At 72.1% G+C, this 18722-nt stretch carries 15 protein-coding genes; 8 read left to right on the forward strand and 7 right to left on the reverse strand.

What is annotated here, in order from left to right; translation table 11 throughout:
- Positions 1 to 26 precede the first annotated feature (26 nt).
- Positions 27 to 1775, forward strand: a complete 1749-nt coding sequence (locus ACQP00_RS28450) for a sensor histidine kinase (RefSeq protein ID WP_433200265.1) — start codon at positions 27 to 29, stop codon at positions 1773 to 1775.
- The gene (locus ACQP00_RS28455) at positions 1760 to 2425 is read left to right on the forward strand and encodes a LuxR C-terminal-related transcriptional regulator (protein WP_433200268.1); all 666 of its coding nucleotides are present in this window, start codon (positions 1760 to 1762) and stop codon (positions 2423 to 2425) included. Before ACQP00_RS28450 ends, ACQP00_RS28455 begins: the two co-directional genes overlap by 16 nt.
- Here ACQP00_RS28455 and ACQP00_RS28460 read toward each other — a convergent pair.
- Positions 2399 to 3103 (reverse strand): response regulator, encoded by a 705-nt coding sequence (locus tag ACQP00_RS28460; RefSeq protein ID WP_433200271.1) that lies wholly within the window; start codon positions 3101 to 3103, stop codon positions 2399 to 2401. The two genes, ACQP00_RS28455 and ACQP00_RS28460, sit on opposite strands and share 27 nt — an antisense overlap.
- Positions 3100 to 3735, reverse strand: coding sequence for an ATP-binding protein (locus ACQP00_RS28465; RefSeq protein WP_433200274.1), 636 nt, complete (start codon positions 3733 to 3735; stop codon positions 3100 to 3102). Before ACQP00_RS28465 ends, ACQP00_RS28460 begins: the two co-directional genes overlap by 4 nt.
- 48 nt (positions 3736 to 3783) lie before the next feature.
- Here ACQP00_RS28465 and ACQP00_RS28470 point away from each other — a divergent pair, with 48 nt between their 5' ends.
- Complete coding sequence (locus tag ACQP00_RS28470) at positions 3784 to 4182, forward strand: hypothetical protein (RefSeq protein ID WP_433200277.1); 399 nt, start codon at positions 3784 to 3786, stop codon at positions 4180 to 4182.
- Between the two features lie 111 nt (positions 4183 to 4293).
- On the opposite strand, the gene ACQP00_RS28475 is transcribed toward ACQP00_RS28470, so the two are convergent.
- The 3 genes from ACQP00_RS28475 to ACQP00_RS28485 form a co-directional block, all read right to left on the reverse strand.
- Entirely contained in the window at positions 4294 to 5091 is a 798-nt protein-coding gene (locus ACQP00_RS28475; RefSeq protein ID WP_433200280.1) for a hypothetical protein, read from the reverse strand.
- A gap of 375 nt (positions 5092 to 5466) precedes the next feature.
- The gene (locus tag ACQP00_RS28480) at positions 5467 to 6129 is read right to left on the reverse strand and encodes a pentapeptide repeat-containing protein (protein ID WP_433200283.1); all 663 of its coding nucleotides are present in this window, start codon (positions 6127 to 6129) and stop codon (positions 5467 to 5469) included.
- A 164-nt stretch (positions 6130 to 6293) separates the two neighbouring features.
- The gene (locus tag ACQP00_RS28485; protein WP_433200286.1) at positions 6294 to 6896 is read right to left on the reverse strand and encodes a hypothetical protein; all 603 of its coding nucleotides are present in this window, start codon (positions 6894 to 6896) and stop codon (positions 6294 to 6296) included.
- Positions 6897 to 6972: 76 nt separating this feature from the next.
- Here ACQP00_RS28485 and ACQP00_RS28490 point away from each other — a divergent pair, with 76 nt between their 5' ends.
- Both ACQP00_RS28490 and ACQP00_RS28495 read left to right on the forward strand, forming a co-directional pair.
- Positions 6973 to 12735, forward strand: a complete 5763-nt coding sequence (locus ACQP00_RS28490) for a tetratricopeptide repeat protein (RefSeq protein ID WP_433200289.1) — start codon at positions 6973 to 6975, stop codon at positions 12733 to 12735.
- A 177-nt stretch (positions 12736 to 12912) separates the two neighbouring features.
- Positions 12913 to 13416 carry a GNAT family N-acetyltransferase gene (locus tag ACQP00_RS28495; RefSeq protein ID WP_433200292.1) on the forward strand — a complete coding sequence of 168 codons (504 nt, stop codon included), beginning with the start codon at positions 12913 to 12915 and terminating at the stop codon, positions 13414 to 13416.
- Here the strand turns inward: ACQP00_RS28495 and ACQP00_RS28500 are convergent.
- On the reverse strand, positions 13394 to 14179 hold the full coding sequence (locus tag ACQP00_RS28500) for a hypothetical protein (RefSeq protein ID WP_433200295.1): 786 nt from the start codon (positions 14177 to 14179) through the stop codon (positions 13394 to 13396). The two genes, ACQP00_RS28495 and ACQP00_RS28500, sit on opposite strands and share 23 nt — an antisense overlap.
- Positions 14180 to 14324: 145 nt before the next feature.
- Here ACQP00_RS28500 and ACQP00_RS28505 point away from each other — a divergent pair, with 145 nt between their 5' ends.
- From ACQP00_RS28505 to ACQP00_RS28515, 3 genes are all read left to right on the forward strand, one after another.
- The gene (locus ACQP00_RS28505) at positions 14325 to 14825 is read left to right on the forward strand and encodes a hypothetical protein (protein WP_433200298.1); all 501 of its coding nucleotides are present in this window, start codon (positions 14325 to 14327) and stop codon (positions 14823 to 14825) included.
- 181 nt (positions 14826 to 15006) lie between these two features.
- Positions 15007 to 16908, forward strand: a complete 1902-nt coding sequence (locus ACQP00_RS28510; protein ID WP_433224020.1) for an ankyrin repeat domain-containing protein — start codon at positions 15007 to 15009, stop codon at positions 16906 to 16908.
- A 204-nt stretch (positions 16909 to 17112) separates the two neighbouring features.
- Positions 17113 to 17784 (forward strand): hypothetical protein, encoded by a 672-nt coding sequence (locus tag ACQP00_RS28515; protein WP_433200301.1) that lies wholly within the window; start codon positions 17113 to 17115, stop codon positions 17782 to 17784.
- Here ACQP00_RS28515 and ACQP00_RS28520 read toward each other — a convergent pair.
- Positions 17781 to 18674 (reverse strand): lytic polysaccharide monooxygenase auxiliary activity family 9 protein, encoded by an 894-nt coding sequence (locus ACQP00_RS28520; RefSeq protein ID WP_433200304.1) that lies wholly within the window; start codon positions 18672 to 18674, stop codon positions 17781 to 17783. The two genes, ACQP00_RS28515 and ACQP00_RS28520, sit on opposite strands and share 4 nt — an antisense overlap.
- Positions 18675 to 18722 lie beyond the last annotated feature (48 nt).

Here is an 18722-nt window from a genome sequence, read left to right on the forward strand (position 1 = left end):
CGCATCGGTGAAGGCGGCCGGCGCATATGAGAGCTGTTTTCGGCGGTACCGCGGCCGCGTTGGCGCTGCCGCTGGCCGCGCTGGCCGCAGGGCTCGGCTCGACGGTGATCGCCGGACCGGACCGGCTGATCACGACCTATGCGGCGACGGGGCCGGTCGCCGCCACCGCCGAGCTCGGCGTCGGATGGGCGTTGCTCGTCGCCGGGTCCGTCACCTGGCTCAGCCGCGGCGGCCGCTCGGTCGCCGTGCTCGTCGCGGCGATCGGCACGGTGTGGCTGTCTCCCGTGTGGGCCGGCTGGTATTCCGGCCCGCTCGCAGTGCGCAGTGTCGCCATGCTGCTGCCGCCCATGATGGGTCCCCTGCTCATCCACCTGACGCTGACGGCGCCGGCCGGTCGTCTCACCGCACCCACCCAGCGCCGGCTGGTCGCGATCGGCTACGCCGTCGCGGGATCGGTCAGCCTCGGCCACGCCCTCGTCTACGACCCGTTCTTCGATCCCGACTGCTGGCGCGACTGCACCGGCAACACGCTGCTGGTGCGCTCCATGCCGGCCGCGGCGGCCCTGTTCGCGCGGGCCGGGCTGGTCGGGTCCGTCACCGCCGCCGCGGTCGTGGTGATCGCCGCGATCCGGCGGGTGTCGCAAGCGACCGTGGCCGGACGACGGCTGCTCGGCGGCGTGCTCGCCGCGACCACCGCCGCCGGCCTGGCCGAGGCGCTGTATGCCGCGGCCCTGCTGCGCGACCCGGCCGAGGACCCACGTCTGGCCCCCTTCATGACGGTGTTCCTGGTGCGGGCAGCCGGATGCTCGCTGATCGCGCTCGGCCTCGGCTGGGCGCTGCAGCGGCGGTACCGCAGCCGCTCCGCGGTCGCCCGTCTGATCACCGACCTGGGCGCCTCGCCGCCGCCGGGTGCGCTGCGCAGGGCACTGGCCACGATGCTGCGGGACGAGCACCTCGACATCGGCTATCGCCTGCCCGGCTCGACCGGATACGTCGATGCCGACGGCGGCCCGTTCGACCCGGCACCGGGACCCGGCCAGGCCACCACCGCGATCCGGCGGCACGGTGAGCCGCTCGCGATCCTGGTCCACGATCGCTCCCGGCACGACGAGCACGACCTGTCGGCGCAGCTCGGCTCGGCCACGCGGCTGGCGATCGACAACGAGCGCCTGCGTGCCTCCCTCCTCGCCCGCCTGGCCGACCTTCGTGCATCGCGGGCCCGGATCGTCATGGCGGCGGACCAGACCCGCCGCCGGCTCGAACGGGACCTGCACGACGGCGCGCAGCAGCGCGTGCTCGCCGTCACCGCCGAACTGCACCTGGCCCGTTCGGCCGCGCGCGCCGGTGCCGACGCGGCCCTGATCGACAAGGCGCTGATCGAGATCCGTGCCGCCCTGGCCGACCTGCGCGAGATCGCCCACGGCATATTTCCCACCATCCTTGAAGAGGCTGGCCTGGAGGCGGCGCTCCTGACGCTCGCCGAGACCGCCGCCGCCGTGATCGACATCGACGAGGTGGTCGCGGCACGGCTGCCCACCGAGCTCGAACGGGCGGTCTACGCCGTCGTGCAGCACACCGCCGGTGCCGCGCCCGCCGATCCGGTCCGCCGATTCCGGGTGCGCGTCGCATGCGTCGCCGGGCGGGTGGTGGTGACCGTCGACGGGGTCACCGGGGAGCCCGGTGAGCACGTCCACGACCGGGTCCTCGCGCTGGGCGGACAGGTCACCTCGGACGGGCAACAGCTGCGGGCGGAGCTCCCATGCGACTGGTCGTAGCCGACGACACCATGCTCACCCGCGAGGGCCTGGTCCGGGTGCTGACCACCGCCGGGCACGACGTCGTCGGTCAGGCCGCCGATGCTGCGGAGCTGCTCCGCACGGCGTGGCTCGACGCGCCCGACGCGGTGATCGTCGACATCCGGATGCCTCCCACCCACACCGACGAAGGGCTGGTCGCCGCCCGGCAGATCATCGCCCGGCAGCCCGGCGTCGGCGTGCTGATCGTTTCGCAGTACCTCGAGCCGAGCTACGCGCTGCGCCTGCTCGAGGTGCGCCCCGGCGGCGTCGGTTACCTGCTCAAGGAGCACATCTTCGACGCCGCGGTCATCACCGACGCGCTGGTCCGCATCCGCGCCGGTGAGACCGTGGTCGACCCGGCCATCGTCAGCCGGCTGGTCAACCGGCCTCGTCACGACGACCCGCTCGGGACGCTCACCGCCCGCGAGCGCGAGGTCCTGCAGCTGCTCGCCGAGGGGCTGTCCAACCGGGCGGTCGGGGCCCGGCTGCACATCGCCGAACGCACGGTCGAGACCCACATCACCCGGACCTTCGCAAAGCTGGGCGTGGCCGACGATCCGGACGCTCATCGCCGCGTGCTCGTGGTGCTCGCGTACCTGCGCTCATCCACGCTCCGACCGCCCGGATAGCCGGCTGCGGCCGGCCGGGCCGCTGCCGAGCAGTCCGGTCTCGTAGGCGTGGATCACCGGATGCACCCGCGTCGTCGCGCCGACGTTGCTGAACAGGCGGCTGATGTAGGTCTTCACGGTCGCCGGGCCGATGTGCAGGCTACGGGCGATTTCGGCGTTCGACAGGCCGCGGCCGACGAGGACGAGCACGTCGGCTTCCCGGGCGGGTAGTACCGTGGCCGGCTGGTCGAGCGTGGGCGGTGGCGGCGTGGCGGCGAAGGCTTCGATCAGCCTTCGGGTGATCGAGGGCGACAGCAGCGAATCGCCGGCGGCGACCGTCCGGACGGCCCGGATGAGGTCCTCGGGCGGGGTGTCCTTGAGCAGGAAGCCCACGGCGCCGGCGCGCAGCGCGCCGAAGACGTAATCGTCCAGCCCGAACGTGGTCAGCATGATGACGTGGCAGCCGGCGCACTCCGGGTCGCCGGTGATGCGGCGGGTCGCCTCGATGCCGTTCAGCACCGGCATCCGGACGTCCATGAGCACCACCTGCGGGCGGCTCGTACGGGCCAGCCGGACGGCCTCCTCGCCCTGCCTGGCCTCGCCGACGACCTCGACGCCGGCGGTGGCCGACAGCAGCGCGACGAAGCCCACCCGGACGAGGTCCTGGTCGTCGACGACGACAACCCGCACCGGCCTCATCCGAACGCCGCCCGCCCGCTGGTGTCGCGCAGCACCGCCCGCACCCGGTAGCCGCCGCCGGCGCTCGGCCCGACGTCGAGCCGGCCGTCGAACATCGCCACCCGTTCGCGCATGCCGATCAGCCCGTACCCACCGGTGCCGGCGGCCTTCCCGCCGCGTGGACCGGGCGTGGGGACGTCATTGCCGATCTCGATCCGGGCGTCGCCGCCGTCCGCGGCGACGTCGACCCACGCCCGGGCACCCGGAGCATGCTTGCGGACGTTCGTCAGCGCCTCCTGCACGAGCCGGACCACCAGGGCCCGGGCGACCGCCTGCTGCTGTCGTTGCCGCAGGTGCCGGACCGACAGCCCGCTCGCCCAGACGATCGTGAGCCCCAGCAGCGTGAACACGCTCAGCGGATCGGCGAACGGGCCGCCTTGCAGCGCCAGGACGCCGGACTGCGCGTACAACGCCGCCAGGCAGGCCAGCGCGGCCTTCAGCGGCTGCCAGGAGGCCGACGCGAACAGCACGCATGCCGGCACCACGCCCTGATTCCACCGCAGCAGTTCGATCACCAGCCAGGCACCGAGCATCACCCCGAACACCGCGGACGGCCACCGCCGCCGTAAGGCCAGCGGCAGGCTCCCCAGCACCGCCAGGAGTACCAGAGCGGCATCACCGCCGCCTTCGTCACCCTCGCGGTGACGCTGCCGAGACTCGCCCCGGCGACCCGCCTGCCCGGGTGGGCCCTGCAAATCGCCGCCGCCGGCTGCGCGTTCATCGCCGCCGGGGCATGGACCATGACGATGTACGCCAACCATGTGCTCGTGCTGTTGACCGACGAGCAGGTCGAACAGCTCGTCAACCGGTCCGGCACCTACCTGGACCTGTTCTGGCTGCCGAAAATGGTGCTCTGCGTGGCCGGCTTCGCCGCGCTGGCGATCGCGGGCTGGCGCCGGCGGGCCATCTCGCGCGGCGCCTGCGCGCTGCTCGGCCTGGCCGCCGTGGTGTCGCTGCTCCCGCCGCACCCGCCCACCGGAGTCCTGGCCGGCCTGGCGCTGGTCTGGGCCGTACGCTCGGCCGCCGCCAACGGCCGGTGACGACCCACGGCCAGCCGGCCGGTGGTGGCGCGATTCTCGCCCGGGCGGCCCCGGCGGACGGTCCGCCGCCGGGCCGTCCGGCTCGAAGCGCCACGGGGCGTGCTGCCGTGCTCAGGCGTCGTCCTCATAGGCCGCGATCTCCGCCGCGATGGTCGCCGCCTCCTGGCCGAACGTCTCGTCGGTGATCTCACCGCGCTCGTGGCGGACCTTCAGCCGGACGGTCCGCTCCAGGAAGCTCGCGCCGAGCCGGACCTCGGACTCCTCCGCCTCGTCCACGCCGCTGGGCTCGCCGAGGACGATCCGGCCCAGCACCGCGAGCCGGTGCTCGTCGGGATCGTCGGTGTCCGGCAGCTCGCGGACCTGCGCGGCAAGTACCGAATGCCGAACCGCGTAGTCGTCGTCGCCGATCCGGTTGGCCTGATGGTCGACCTTCAGCCGGATCACGTCGTCATTCAGCTTGGCACTCGCCGCGGTGACCGCGTCACCGGCGCCGGAGGTTGCCGGCAAGCCCAGCCGTGTGACGGCCGTCGACCGGCCGCGGGCGATCCGCCTCTCGGCGGACGCGACGAGCTCCCGGTGGATTTTCGCCTCCCGGGCCGTCTCGCGCCGCCGCAGCTCGGCCGCGTCGATCTCGACATAGGACCGGTCCTTCTCCTCGTAGCGCATCGGCAGCGTCGACCCGGCGGTGTGGCGGCCGAGGGTGACGGTGTACCGCGCTATCCGTTCGACCTCCGCTGTGGTGCCGTCGTCGAAATGCACCCTGAGCCTGAGCTTGGTGTTGGGCTGCAGAGCGCCGCTGACCCAGCCCCAGCTCTCGGACTCCAGCACCACCGCCTCGGCCTTCATACCGTCACGCATCAGCCGGCGGCAGCGGGGGCCGAGCTTCAGAAACCACGGTCGGAACTGCATCGACGGTCCTCGCGAGGACAGACTGTCGCCGCGGATCGTGACCCCCGGAAACAACAGGCTGCTCACCCAGCCGTTCCGCCCGCGAGCGAGCATGCGCGCACATGCCGCATTCCGTGCTCGGTCTGGCGTTCCGAGTATGCCGGATGCCCACGATGGCGTCCGTGAGCGAGGTGATGATCGTTGGCCACGAACTGGTCGAGCCGTACCTGCGGTGTGATGGACTGTTGCGCGGTGAGCCCGGCCAGACGGTCGTCGGGGACCGGCTGGCCTGGTCGATCTCGTCCGTGTGTTCCGCACTGGGGTGCGAGGTGAGAAGGCCCGAGCTGCACCAACTGCCGCGTCCTGGACGCGCTCGCCTGCCTGGACATCCCTGATTCAGGGTTTCAGGTGCCCCAGGCAGGTGCCGCCATCGGCGTCGCTCGTGGTCCCGTCCGGGCAGACGGTTCGTGACCAGGTCACCTTGACCAGCGACGCCCCGCTGAGGTCGGCGCCAGTCAGGTCGGCCCGGGTCAGGTCGGCCCCGTCGAGCTTCGCGCCGCGCAGGTCGGCATCGCGCAGCCGCGCGTCGACGAGGGACGCATTGCGCAGGTCAGGGCCGCTCGACTGGTTCGGCGGATTCGCGGCCCAGGCGAAGGCGACGATCCCGGCGCCGGCGATTACGGCGGCCAGCAGCAGGCGGTGCAGTCCGCGCTCGAAGGCGGCCTTCAGCGCCTGGTGATTGGCCAGGTCCTCGACTGCGGTGATGCGCTTGTCGAGCGCTTCGATGCGTGCGCGGAGGTCGCCGGGCGGGTTCGGCTCGCGCAGCTTCGCCACGAGATCGTCGCGGCGCTTGATCAATTCGGCCGGGCTCGCAGTGCCCTGCAGGAACTTCGAGTCCCGTTGGAAGAACGCCACCACCGGCCGCAGTTCCCGCGTCGGATGGTCCCAGTGCCGGTCCAGGTCTGAAACCAGCACCTGAGTCGGCAGCAGCACGCGCATCTCCGCGCCGATCGCGAGCACCACCCCGGTTAGCCCCAGCAGGATGCCGGCCGCGGCCACCCAGAACCGGACGGTACCGGCGTCGAGCCGGCCGATGTTGGACAGCTGGCTCCCCGCGAGGAGCGCGGCACCGACCCCCGCGGCGCTGGCGATAAGCCACTTCGCCGTGTCCCGGATTCGTTGATTGGCCGCGCTCAGCGGCGACGCGCCCGGCTCCGACGCGGTCATCCGGTCGCGCCCGGGTTGATGATCACGATGGGCGGCAGGTCGTCGTCCTCGACTCCGGGAACCGGCGGGATGCGATGCACGAGACCGGCGCCGACGTCACCGACCTCGGGCGCTCGCCGCGTTACCGGGAACCCCATGGCGATGCCCGGCCGGTAATGCGTCAGCACCGCACCGACCTCGCCGAGCGACAGCGGAATCTCCGCGTCGACCGTCGGCCCCGCGGTGATCAGGTCCGCCCGGTATGCGAGCACCAGGCCGTCCTCGTCGAGCCGGGCACCGAACAGCGGCACCACCCACGGGGCCGATCGCTCGGCCGGCAGCGCGATCAGCAGCGGCTGGACCCGCCCCTCGGGGATGTAGACGACCCCCACCCGGCCGAGCGGCCGGCCGTCGGACGAGCGGACAGGTGTGCCCAGGAGGCGGCGAGCGGAGCGGATCTGCATGGTCACCTTTCCGATCGTGGCGAGTGCGATCGACCGCACAATTCTTAGCTGATCGGATCGGTCGACGCATCCGGAATGACGCCGTCGAAACGGGACACCTGCGGCGTCGTTCGACCGGCGCGGATCGGCCAAACGGTTCGAGATGTGACGATGCACGGACCGGGCGGTGGCCGCCACCGTAGGCTTTCGGCCACTCGTACCCGCATCTCGGATCGGATGGGTGGCGACGCGAATGGCCACGAAGCTCGAGACCCTCGTCCGGTCGGCGACCGTGCCGCTGACCGATGCGGCCGGCGCGCTGCTCGGCACCGCCTTCTTCGTGGCCCCCGGCATCGCGATCACGGCCGCCCACGTCCTGTTCGACGCGGTGGACGACACCGTCTTCGCGCCGGACCGGCAGGGGGTGCTGCGCGCGCTGCAGATCGGGCCGAGGCACCCGAAGCACGTCGCGCCCGGCACCGAACCGGACCGCTATCCGCTGCCCGATCTGGCCGTGCTCGTCGCCCGCGACGGCGAGTTCGAGGACACCCCGTGCGTGCAGCTGGGCGGGGTGGGAGACACCGCGGACCTGCTCGCGGTCGGGTACAACGGCCGGCCCGTCGATCCGCGCACCACGATCGGCGAGAACGTTGCTCTGTTCACCTTCGAGGGAACCTTCCAGGAGCAGGGCGTCGACCTCATCAAGGTCAAGCTGGGCGCCGTCGACCCCGGGATGAGCGGCGCGCCGGTGCTGGACCGCGAGGCCGGCCGCGTCGTGGGCATCGTGAAGGCGACCCGTGGCGCCGGCAAACCGCACGGCGCCTACGTCGTCGCCGCGACCATGCTCCAGCAACTCGAGCACACGGTGTGGGCCCGCCACGAGATCCACCACAAGAACAACCCGGCCTGGCGCGCGGCGGTGGCCGGCGATTTCGTGGGACCGGACCCCGTTGCCGCCACTCGCGAGATCCTCGACGCCGTCATCCACGAGGCGGAGTTTCAGCGCGACACGCTGCCGGACGGCGTCGACGTTGAGGCGCTGCACCAGACCATCTGGATGCGCCGCCGCAGTTCCGGGCGCCGCCGTGCAACCGAAGAGGACGTCCCGGTCCGGCATCGCTGGCGTGGCGATCGGACCATGCCAAGCCTGACCGTGGTCAGCGGCGATCCCGGCTTCGGCAAGTCCTGGCTGCTGCGCTACCACGCCCTGACCGCCGCCCGGCAGGCCAAGGAGCAGCTCGCGGCCGCCGAGTCGGTCGACGACTGCACCATCCCGCTGCGGCTGACCTGCATGACGCTCGCGTCCGACAACGGCTACGGCGCCGGACCACTCGGGCTGGCCAAGACCCTCGTCGCCGCCACGCTGTCCCCGGCGCAGGCCGACGACAGCGATGGCCGCGGGTACGTTCCGACGGTTGAGCGCGCCCTCCTCGACGGGCGGGTACTGCTGTGCCTCGACGGCCTTGACGAGATGCCGACCGGCCTGGCCGCGCGGCTGAAGCAGAGCCTGATCACACTGCTGTCGCTGAACAACACCTTGCTGGTGACCTCCCGTCCGGTCTCCCTCGGGATCATCGACGACATCGCCGTCGGCAACCGCGAGGACTTTCAGCTGGTCGGCTTCTCCTCGCGGGAAACGGTCAACTTCGTGCGGGCCTGGCTCGGCGACCGGCCGGACGACGCCGATGGGCTCCTGGCGGCCTTCGGCGACCGCCCCGAACTGGCCCAGCTGGCCGAGGTGCCGCTGCTTCTGTCGTTCCTCTGCCGGCTCGCCGATCCGGGCAAACACGAGAACTACCGCCGTTCGACGTTGCCCCAGTTGTACGGCGACGTGGTCCGGCACCTGCTGTCCGGACGGTGGCACGGCGGGCGCAGCGCGGCTGGCCCGGAGGCGATGCCCGATGCGGTCCTGCGCATGCGGATGCTGGCCGAGGTGCTCGGCCGGCTCCAGGACCGCTGGCGGGGCGGCGTCGAGGACATCGCGAAGGCCGAGCTGGGCGCCGAGATCCGCCGCCATCCCGACTATCCGGCAGTGGCGGCGACGGCCGCGGTGCGCATGCGGACGCAAGTCGAGACAGCCCGCAATCCGATCGCTGACGTGGCGGAGCCGGTCCTCTGGGAGCTGCTGTACGACGGGCTCCTACTGGACGCCGCCGACGTGTCGCTGCGCCCAACCGTCCGCTTCATCCACCCGATCCTGCGGGAGACGCTGCTGGCCGCCTACTTCGCCGGGCTGACCCTCGACGAGCAGGTCAAGTGCATCGACCGACACCGCTGGATGGATACGAGCTGGACCCGGGTTTTCGTGGCCGCGGCGAGCCTCGCCGCTGATCCGGCCGCGCTGGTGGCGCACATTCTCTCCGAGGACGGCGATCCGTGGGTCACCCAGCGCACACTGGCGGCCCAAGTCGTCGCCGAGGCGAGCCACTACCGGGACGAGGCGTCGGCCGAGGCGGTGCGCGACGCCATCCTCGCGGCCACCCAGTCGCCGCTCGTCTTCGAGCGCCGTCGCGCCCTCGACGCGCTCGGCATCCTGTTGCGTTCGCCCGTCCGCCCGCTGCGCGTGTGGGCCGGCGAGCAAGCGGCGGCGCTGGACGAGCCGGTCGAGAAGAGGGCGGAGGCGGACGCCCAAACCGACATCGCCTACGTGGCCATGTCCAGCCTGCTCGACGCCGGCGACGAAACGGCGGTGCGGCGCGCGCTGACCCTCGTCGCCGCGGAGAACTGCCCGGCGCGGCTGCGGCTACGGCTCATCTCGGGACTGGTCGCGCTCAACACCGCGCAAGCCGCCGAGGCGGTCCGCGACGTGCTGGAACGTGAGGTATCGGTCAAGGAGGAGCTGACCGCGTTCCTCACAGCCTTGCGACCACATTCGCACCCTGCCGTCGCAGTCGCAATCAAGCTGCTGGGCAACCGCCAATTCCGGACCGAGCGGCGGGTTCAGATCGGACGCGCGCTTCTGGAGTGCGGCCAGGCTGCCGTGGAGGCGGTCCGCGACACCGCCGACGACCGCACCATGACGGTCGGCCTGCGCTGCCAGCTCTATGCCGACCTGGTCCGGGCGGCGGTCCCGGACGTTGTCGAGCGCAGCCTACGACTGCTGGCCACTGAGCAGCCGAAGTACGACGACCGGGCCGAGCTCGCGTTGGCGCTTATCGAGGACGGGGTCCCCGATTCCTTCTCGCACGCGGCGCTGGCCCTGGCGAATCGCAACGTGAGCTGGACCGTCCGGGAAGCACTTGCCCGGGCCCTCGCCCGCCACGGCGACGCGGGCCGGGACCTCCTGGTGGGTCAGCTCAACCACGGCGGTGTCGAGCTGGAGGTGAAGATCCGTCACCTCTGCGCGCTGGTGGAGGTGCACGACGAGCGTGGCCTCACCCACGCGTTGAGCCTGCACGCCGACAGCGGGGTGCCGACGTGGATCCGGGTCCGACTGGCCGACGCCCTGTTACGGCACGATCCCTCGCTCGCCGACGAGGACTCGTGCATCGAGCTGTCCACGATGGAGTCGGTAGATCAGCGGGAGCGGCTGGAGATCATCGTGGAGATGGCCCGGCACGGTCGGCCATCGGCCGCGATGGCGCTGATGAGTGTGCTCCGGGAGCGCAGCGGCGGCGTCACCTCCTGGCCCGATATGTCGAAACGCCTGGCCGAGGCCGGCCGGGTCGGCCGCCGATGCCTGGAGACCGTTGCCCAGGACCCAGACCTGGCGTGGAACGTGCGGTGTGACGCCGTGCTCGCCCTCCTGAAGACGTCCGGCGCCGCGCCGGCGCTCGGCCCGCTCGATACGACGATCGCGCAGATGCCGCCGATGTGGCACAACCGGCTGGTGCTCGCCCTGGCCCGCAACGGGCTGGCGCCCGATCTCGGCGAGTTCGTGGCGATCGCCCGAGACCAACGCGCCGGCTACCGGATCATCTTCGAGTTCCTGCAGCGGGCCGCAGTCGAACTGCGAGTGGTGGAAGACCTGGTGGCCACTGCCCGCCAATTGGAGGGGCAGGACGAGCCGACCACGGATTCCAGGATTGCCATCAACACCGACCTGCTGACCGAGCTCGGCATCGAGTACGGCTCCGACGCCGAAGGCCGCCAGATCGTCGCGTGGATCTACAAGACTCTGGAGACGCGGGTCGGGGCGAGACTGGCCGGTCTGATGCTCGCCGAACAGCTCGAGGAGCTGGAAGTCTACTTCGACGCCGAGGACAACGCGGGCGCGCAAGGCTTCCTCGAACACGAGATTCCCGAGTACCCGCTTGTGGTACGGGAGACGTTCGCGAAGATGAAGGAACAACTGCGTAGCGGTGCGCTCCGGCCACCGCGCCTGCACGCGATCCAGGGCGGCGCAGTCCACATGATGAACATCTCGCACGTTGCCGCAGTGCTGGCTGAGTGGATCGCCGCCGCCGACGCCCGCCAGTGGGGCCGATGGCAGAACCTCACCCTCCGCAACGCCACGCTCATCGCCTCGCCGATCGGCCAGCAACTACTGGTCCTCGGCGCGAAGCTCGACCAGGGATGGGGCCGCTACCAGGCGGCGCAATTCGCCGCCAATCGTCTCGCCGCTGACGAAGCCGGGATGCTCTTCGAACACTCGGAGCTCATCGACTGGTTGAAGGGCCAGCTCGAGGAGGGCGTGTACGAACAGCTGCTCTATGGCGGAACCTACGCGACCATCCGTTTCGGTGAGCACGAGGACGCGTGGCTTTACGCGGCGGTCGGCGCCGAACAGCTGGGCGACCATCAGCTGGCGCTCGGTCTCGCGCGCAACGCCGGTCAGACGCGCCCGCCGACGGAGCGCCAGGACGGGTCGAACACGCTCGAGGATTTCCAGCTGAGTCTGGAATGGAGCGATGACGTGGCCACCGAAATGGTTGCCGCCTACATTCAGGGTGTGGAGACGACTCCGCTGAGCGTGTACCAGCAGGCGGTCGAGTTCGAGCCGGACTCCTCGGTCAACCATTTCAACCTGGGCATTGCCCTGCAGCGGGCAGGCCGGCCGGCCGACGCCGTCGAGGCATACAGGCGGGCCGCCGAGCTCGAGCCGGACGCGCGACGGCACCGGGCCCTCGCCATCGCACTGTTCGAGGTCGGACGGCACGACGAGGCACTGGCGGCGCTGGACTTCGCGCTCACGGTCGACCGACACGACCACCTTGCCTATTCCTCCCGCGGTTACATCCTGCTCCAGTTGGGTCGCCACCAGGAGGCGCTCACCGAGTATCGGGAGGCGCGCCGCCTCGCACCGACCAACCGGGACTACCCAGTCACCATCAGCATGTTGCTGCGAGCACTCGGACGAACGGACGACGCGGTCGAGGTGCTCCTCGAAGCGATCAAGGTGCGACCCAGGTTGACGCACCTGCGGCACTCCCTCGCCTACGCCCAGATGGAGGCGGGCCGCCCGCAGGACGCGCTCTCCTCAATCACCGAGGCGCTCGCCATCGACCCGCTTGAGGGGACGACGCACGATGTCCACGGCAGCGTGCTCAGCGCGCTCGGCCGCTACGCCGACAGCGCCGTGGCGTTGGCTGAGGCCGTCCGACTGGACCCGGCCATGAGCGCCAGCCGCGCCAACTACGCCGAGGCCCTCATCCTCTGTGGCCGTCTCGCCGACGCTGAACCTCAGCTCCGTGAGGCCATCCGCCTGGGCCCGGCCAACGACGTCGAGTCCTTCGTTCTGTTGGCCGTGACCGTATACGGGCAAGCCCCCGACGAGGCCGCCGAACTCGCCCGCCAAGGCCTGGCCGCCGCCGCTCAGCCCAACATCACGCCGTTCCGGCACAGCGAGTTGCGCTCCATCGCGCATCTCCTGCTCGGTGACGCCGAGGCCGCCGTCGCCGAGATCCGGGAGGCGGCCGCACAGATCCGCGCCGGCGACCACCGCCGCGAGCCGTTGTACGTCGTGCTGCGCGACCTCGTCCCGCCCGAACAGGTCGACGCGCTCGTCGCGGCCTGGCCGGCGCCCGGAGGTGCGCGACCCGGTGACGACGCCGGTCCGGCGGGAAGGTTCGAGTAGCGCCCGGCGCCGCCGTCAGGGAGCGGTACTCGCCTGCCGCACAGGTCCGCGACCAGTAGCGGCGTCGCCTCGGCGAGCAGCCGCGCCGAGGCCCGACGGCGTCAAGCCGGTGCAGGGGCAGCCGGCCAGGTCATAAACATGTCGCCGCCCACCGCCACAGGACGGCAGCATCACCCTGTGGTCGCCATCAGAGGATTCCGGGACGAAGACGCCCCGACGCTGTGGACGCTCAACAGTCTCCCCAACATCGGTGCGACCGCCGACCCGACCGTCCCGCTGCCCCTGCCTCCGACCGCGCAACCACCGGCCGGCTTCCCCGACCTCGCCGACATTCGCCGCTGCTTCCACGACGCGGGCGGCGACTTCCTCGTCGCCGAGCTCGACGGCCACATCGTCGCCATGGGTGGGATCCGGCCCAACAGCCATGGACAGGCCGAAATCCTGCGAGTACGCGCACACCCCGCCACCCGACGCCGCGGCATCGGACGGCGCCTGATGACCGCGCTGGAAGTCCGCGCCCATCAACTCGGCCTGCCCGAGGCGCATCTCGACACGGCCACCAACCAACCCGAGGCCGTCGCCTTCTACCAGAGCCTGGGCTACCAGGAGATCGGACGCGAACACCAACCCGGCTGGTCGTGGACACTGGTTTACTTCGTCAAGACCCTGCAGCCCAGCTGACGCCATCCCGATCACGCTCACAGCCAACGAACGCAACACGAAAGCCCCCACCCACGGCTGGTACGGCCGAAGGCACCCATTCGCCTCCGGGGACTCGGCGGGCCGCTCGGGCGCATGAGGCGTCCCGAACCGACCGAGCACGAGGGTCAGGCGGTCCCTCAGCACGCGCCGGGCGACCATACTGCTTCCAGGCCGTGGTCGGTGGCGTAGTGCACGTACGGCCGCAACTCGGGAGCATGCTGCAAGCCGTGCCGCAACCTGCACAGCGGAGCCGACCGCACCGCCAGGAACGGTTGGGCGGCGAGCAGCCCCTCAGGTCTGCGAACCGCCAATGCACACCCAGCAGCGTCCTGAGTCGCACCAGCAGCTGCAGGGCGTCGGCCGGAACGCTGTCCACGTAGACGTCGGCCGCCGGCGGCAGGTCGTCCGCCGGTTCGGACGGCAGCGCGAAGCCGGAACGCAGCCACACGCCGAACGCCGGAGCCAGCACCCCGAGGTCGGCCTGGCCGCGACTGCCCAGGTCGGCCCAGAACACCGGGCCGCCGCCACCGGCACACTCGAGGAACATGCCCCGGTCGCCGTCTTGACCGATCATCAGGTAGCCGGGGAGCCATTCGCCGATGCCGTAGGTGGTGTGGCGCTCCGGCAGGGCGTCCAGGCAGTACACCGTCACGGTTTCGCCGTGGACATCGTCGGTGATCGACGCGAGCCACCGCCGGTAGCCGGCGTCCGTCCGGGCAAGAAGCTCCTGGAAGACCTCCACCACCTACTCCTACCCGATGTCAGCCGCGTGGGCACGCCCATGGTCGGCCGGGATGCGGCGTCGGCCTGTCGGATAGGTGATGCTCGTCCGCCCGCGTCGCGACCGCCCCGGCTGGGACACTGACTGCGGCAGGAGGGAGCGGCCGATGCCGGAGTCCACACTCGACGACCTGGTGGCGGTCGCCCTCGACTCGCCTGGCCCGGCCGCCGCCCGCAGCGCCGTCACCGTTCTCACGGCGATGGCCGGCGACGGGCACCACGACGCGACGGTCGCCCTCGGCCGCGTCCTGGCCGGCGAGCTCGGGCGGTCGTGCCCGGACGAGGCCTGGCACGCCAAAGATGCCGCGGGTGTACTGCACGCAGCCCTGCCCCCGCTGGTCAAGATCTTCATCCTGGGGCACGAGGCGCGGTACTTCGTGGACAACCTCGACGCCATCCGGAGCCCGGACGTCGGGGCCGACGCCCTGCGCCTGCTGCAGCAGACCGTCCGCCGCGGCGCGCCGATCCAGGACGCGGTCCTCACCGCCGTGCTGCTGGCCGGGTTCGCCGGCTTCGCGGCCGGCCCCGTCACGGCGGAGCTGTCGCCCAACGTCCGGCTGCGCATGCTCCGCACGGTCATCGAGACGGCCCGGGTCATCCCCGGGTGACAGCATCGACTCGACGTTCGAGGTCGGCCGCGACTTCATCCTGTCCCGCCCTTCGCTGGAGGCGTTCCTCGGCCCGGCGTACCACGAGTTCGGTCACCACGTCGTCGACGCCCTGCTGCCGGCCCGCCGCGAAACGCTCGGCGGCGACGCCCGCCGTGCCTTGGCGGCGGCCGTGGCCGGGATGCTGCGGGAGGCGCACCGCCTCAGCGGGCAGCCCATCGGCGCGGACGACCGCCGGGTGACCGTCCGCGACAGCGGCATCGTGATCGTCTGCACGCTCGACGGCGACGACGCGTACACCCGCCTGTCGTGCTCCCACACCGGCGGGCCGATCGACCTCGACACCGCCGTCGACTGCGCCTACCTGCTGCTGACCCTGCTCGGCGAGGAGGCCGCGCCGGGGCTGGCGGCGGCGTCCTCGCCGCGCGGGATCCTGCACGTCGGGTTCGCCGGCGTGCCGAGTGCCATGCAGGTCAGGTTCCGCGTCGCGCGCCGCCAGCCGGTGCCGCAGGGCAGCGCCACGGCCTGGTTCGCCGCGCTGGAGGACGCCGGGCGGGTCGGGCGCGACGAGCCCGGCCTGCTCACCTCCGGGTCGCGTCCGACCACCGTCGACACCCCCACCGGCGACGCGGCGCTGCGCGACCTCACCATCTGCCGGGGGCTGCGCGACGGCGGCGATCCCGGCGCCCTCACCGCCGCGACCGTCGTCCACGCCGCGATCGCCTGTGCCGATCCTGGTGTACTGCGAGCCGCGCTCGCCAGCGGGTACGACGGCGACCTGGGCCTCGACCGGCTCGGCGAGAGCCTGTGCGTCGTCGTCGACGACAGCGTGACGTACACCGGCCCCACCCGGGCCGATGTCGAGCTGACCCTCGGCGAGGTCCACACCGCCGGCCGGGACGTGGACGGCCACGGCACCCTGCTGTTCGACGCGGCCGGGCGCAGTGCCCGGTTGACGTCGGTGCTGCTGGCGCACGGATCCGGCGTACACCATCGAAACGGCGAAGGGACCACGGCACTGATGCGCGCGGCGGTCTGCGGCCGGGCCGACGTCGTCGACGTGCTGCTGCGGGCCGGTGCACGACCCGGTGACGCCGACGCCGAGGGCCGCACCGCCCTGCACCACGCCGCGGCCTGGGACAACGCCGAGGTCGCGGAGCGCCTCGTGGCCGGCGGCACGGCGGTGGACGCCGCCGACCGCAGCGGCCGGACGCCGCTGATGCACGCGCGCCGCGCCGCCCTCGTCGACCGGCTCGTCGACGCGGGCGCCGACCCCGGGGCCACCGACGCCGCCGGCAGCACGGCGCTGATGAACGCGGCGGCGTCGGGCAACGCCGAGGTGGTGCGGGCGCTGCTGAGTCGCGGCGCCGATCCCCTCGCGGTGACCGACAAGGGCGAGGCCGCCGTACACTTCGCGGCCACGACCGGCCCGGCGGACGCCCGGATCGCCGTGCTCACCGCGCTGCTCGACGCCGGCGCCGACGTGGACGAGGAGAACAACGAGGGCACCACGCCGCTGATGGCCGCCGCGATGGAGGCCCACGACGAGACCGTACGGCTGCTGCTGCAGCGCGGCGCGAACGTCGACGCCCGGACGGTGGACGGCTTCACGCCGCTGATGCATGCCGCCGACGGCCGCAACGCGTGGACCCACGGCCGCGACTTCGCGTTCGGCGACCACATGCTGGCCTGCATGCGGCTGCTCCTCGACGCCGGCGCCGACGTCGACGCGGCCAGCGGCCACGGCTGGACCGCACTGCACTTCGCCTGCCTGGGCTTCGACGCGCAACCGGTGCGGCTGCTGCTGGAGCGCGGCGCCGACCCCAACGCCGCCACGGACGACGGCACGACCCCGCCCGGCCAGGCGCGGTCCGCCGGCCACGAGACGATGATCGATGATTTGGTACGGGCAGGCGCGCGGGAGGACGGCGGACGAGCTCGACGGTCGCGCAGGCGCTGCGGTCGCGTAGCTGGGCGGAGTCCGGCCGGCTCGACCTGCGGGGCCTGCGGCTGCGGGAGCTGCCGGACGTGTTCCCGGCCGGGGTCGGCATCCGGCAGCTCGACCTGTCCGGCAACCGGCTGACCTCCGCCGCCGCGCTCGCCGGCCTGCCGCTGCGGGACCTGCACCTGGACGGCAACCCCTGCCGGCCGGCCCGGACGAGCTCGCCGCCGCGGTCGGCGCCGCCGTCGACCGCCACACGACCGGCTGGGCGGACCCGGACCGCCGGTACTTCGACGCCGCCACCGTCGGCTACGCCTCTCGCTGCTCCTCACCGGTGCCCTGGCGGTGCGGACCCCGGTCGACCGCTACTACAAGCAGACCAAGGGCATCGACGCCACGGTCGCGTTCGCCGACGGTACCCACATCGAACTCAACCGGCTCAGCCGCAAGACCGCCCTGCAACTGGTCGCCGACGTCCAGCAGGCGTCGGTGCGCTTCGGCAGCACCAAGGAGCCCCTCCAGCAGACCGCGACCAGGCGCTTCATCGTCGAGTCGGTGACCCGCCCGGGCGAGGCGGACCTGGTACCCCGGGACGCACCGGCGAACGTCATCCACTTCCACCAGACGTACATCAACAGCGAGGTCACGATGGGCGACAGAATCGAGATCGGCAACATCGTCAACTCCAACGTCAACCTCCGCTCCACCCTGACCCACACGACCCAGACCATCGGCGCCGCCGCCACCCTCGACGAGCCGACCCGGGCCGAGCTGACCCGCCTCGTCGAGCAGCTCGGCGCCGCGCTGGAGCAGCTGCCGCCCGAGCAGCAGGCCCGGGCCGACGCGATCGCCGAGACCACCGGCGACCTGGTCGCGAAGGCCACCAAGGACCAGCCGAACAAGCCCCTGGTCGAGACGGTGGCGAGCGGCCTGCGCAGCCTGGTGGAGGGCCTGGAGAAGGTCGCGCCGCTCGCGATCAGCATCATCGCCCTCGCCACCAAGCTCGTCGCCGGCTAGCCCCTGGTCGGGCCCGGCGATCCCGGAGCGCGTCGGCGTCGCCTCAGGAAGAAGGCGGTCCCGGCCAGCGCGAGCACCGACACTCCGCCGATCCCGGCGAGGGCGGGTGTCGAGGCGATCGCGGACGTGGCGGTGAGCTGGGGCGCGCTCTTCGAAGGTGCCGGCCCGGCGGCGTACGGCGCCAGCCCGGCATCACCGGTCGCGACAGCCGAGGGGCGGGTGGGACTGGGTGCACCCGCCGGCGACGTGGTGGTGGAGGCGGAGGCGAACAGCACATCGGAGCAGGAGTAGTACGTGTCCTCGGTGCTGGTGTTCTGCCAGATCGTGTAGATCAGGTGCGGGCCGGACTTGCCCTTCGGGAGCGTGCCCTTGATCGTGTACGCGTTGTTCTGCAGCGCCGGGTCGGTCGCGGTGGCGAACGGAGCGGTCTCCAGGTCCGACCAGCGCAGGGCCCGGCTCGGCGAGTAGCCGTCCTTGGTCACGTACACCCGGAAGCTGCCTTTGTGCGGGATACGCTCGGCGTAGCGCAGCGTGAAGGCCGCCCCGGCGGTCAGCGTGGTCGACGGCCAGTCCGCGCGGGGCAGGTCGAGGCCCCGGTAGGCGGCGATCCCGCCGCTGCACAGCTTGCCGTCGGGGATGACCTGCCGGTCCCGGCCGTTCACGCCGGCCACCCGGATGTTGTCCCATTGGGCGCTGTCGAAGCCGGCGGCGACCAGGGCCTTGCAGGCGGCCGAGCCCTTCTGCTGCGCCGTGCCCGCCCCGCACGCGTACGCCCGGCTCACCGGGTTCGACGGCGCCCCGTGGGCCTGCGCCGGGGCCGGAGTCAGGGCCAGGACCGCCACGACGGCGACCAGCGATGCCACGACGGTCCAGAACCTCGAGTCGTCCACCTGAGTGGTACGGCGGCGGAGGCACCAAAGTTCACACGCCGACGGGCT

Source organism: Dactylosporangium sp. CS-047395, from assembly GCF_050942185.1.
Classification (GTDB): domain Bacteria; phylum Actinomycetota; class Actinomycetes; order Mycobacteriales; family Micromonosporaceae; genus Dactylosporangium.

Bases quoted from the DNA above. Each gene is read 5' to 3' on its own strand.
- ACQP00_RS28450 (WP_433200265.1), top strand. From the start codon at position 27: ATGAGAGCTGTTTTCGGCGGTACCGCGGCCGCGTTGGCGCTGCCGCTG.
- ACQP00_RS28455 (WP_433200268.1), top strand. From the start codon at position 1,760: ATGCGACTGGTCGTAGCCGACGACACCATGCTCACCCGCGAGGGCCTG.
- ACQP00_RS28475 (WP_433200280.1), bottom strand. From the start codon at position 5,091: ATGCAGTTCCGACCGTGGTTTCTGAAGCTCGGCCCCCGCTGCCGCCGG.
- ACQP00_RS28510 (WP_433224020.1), top strand. From the start codon at position 15,007: ATGCTGCGGGAGGCGCACCGCCTCAGCGGGCAGCCCATCGGCGCGGAC.
- ACQP00_RS28460 (WP_433200271.1), bottom strand. From the start codon at position 3,103: ATGAGGCCGGTGCGGGTTGTCGTCGTCGACGACCAGGACCTCGTCCGG.
- ACQP00_RS28505 (WP_433200298.1), top strand. From the start codon at position 14,325: ATGCCGGAGTCCACACTCGACGACCTGGTGGCGGTCGCCCTCGACTCG.
- ACQP00_RS28490 (WP_433200289.1), top strand. From the start codon at position 6,973: ATGGCCACGAAGCTCGAGACCCTCGTCCGGTCGGCGACCGTGCCGCTG.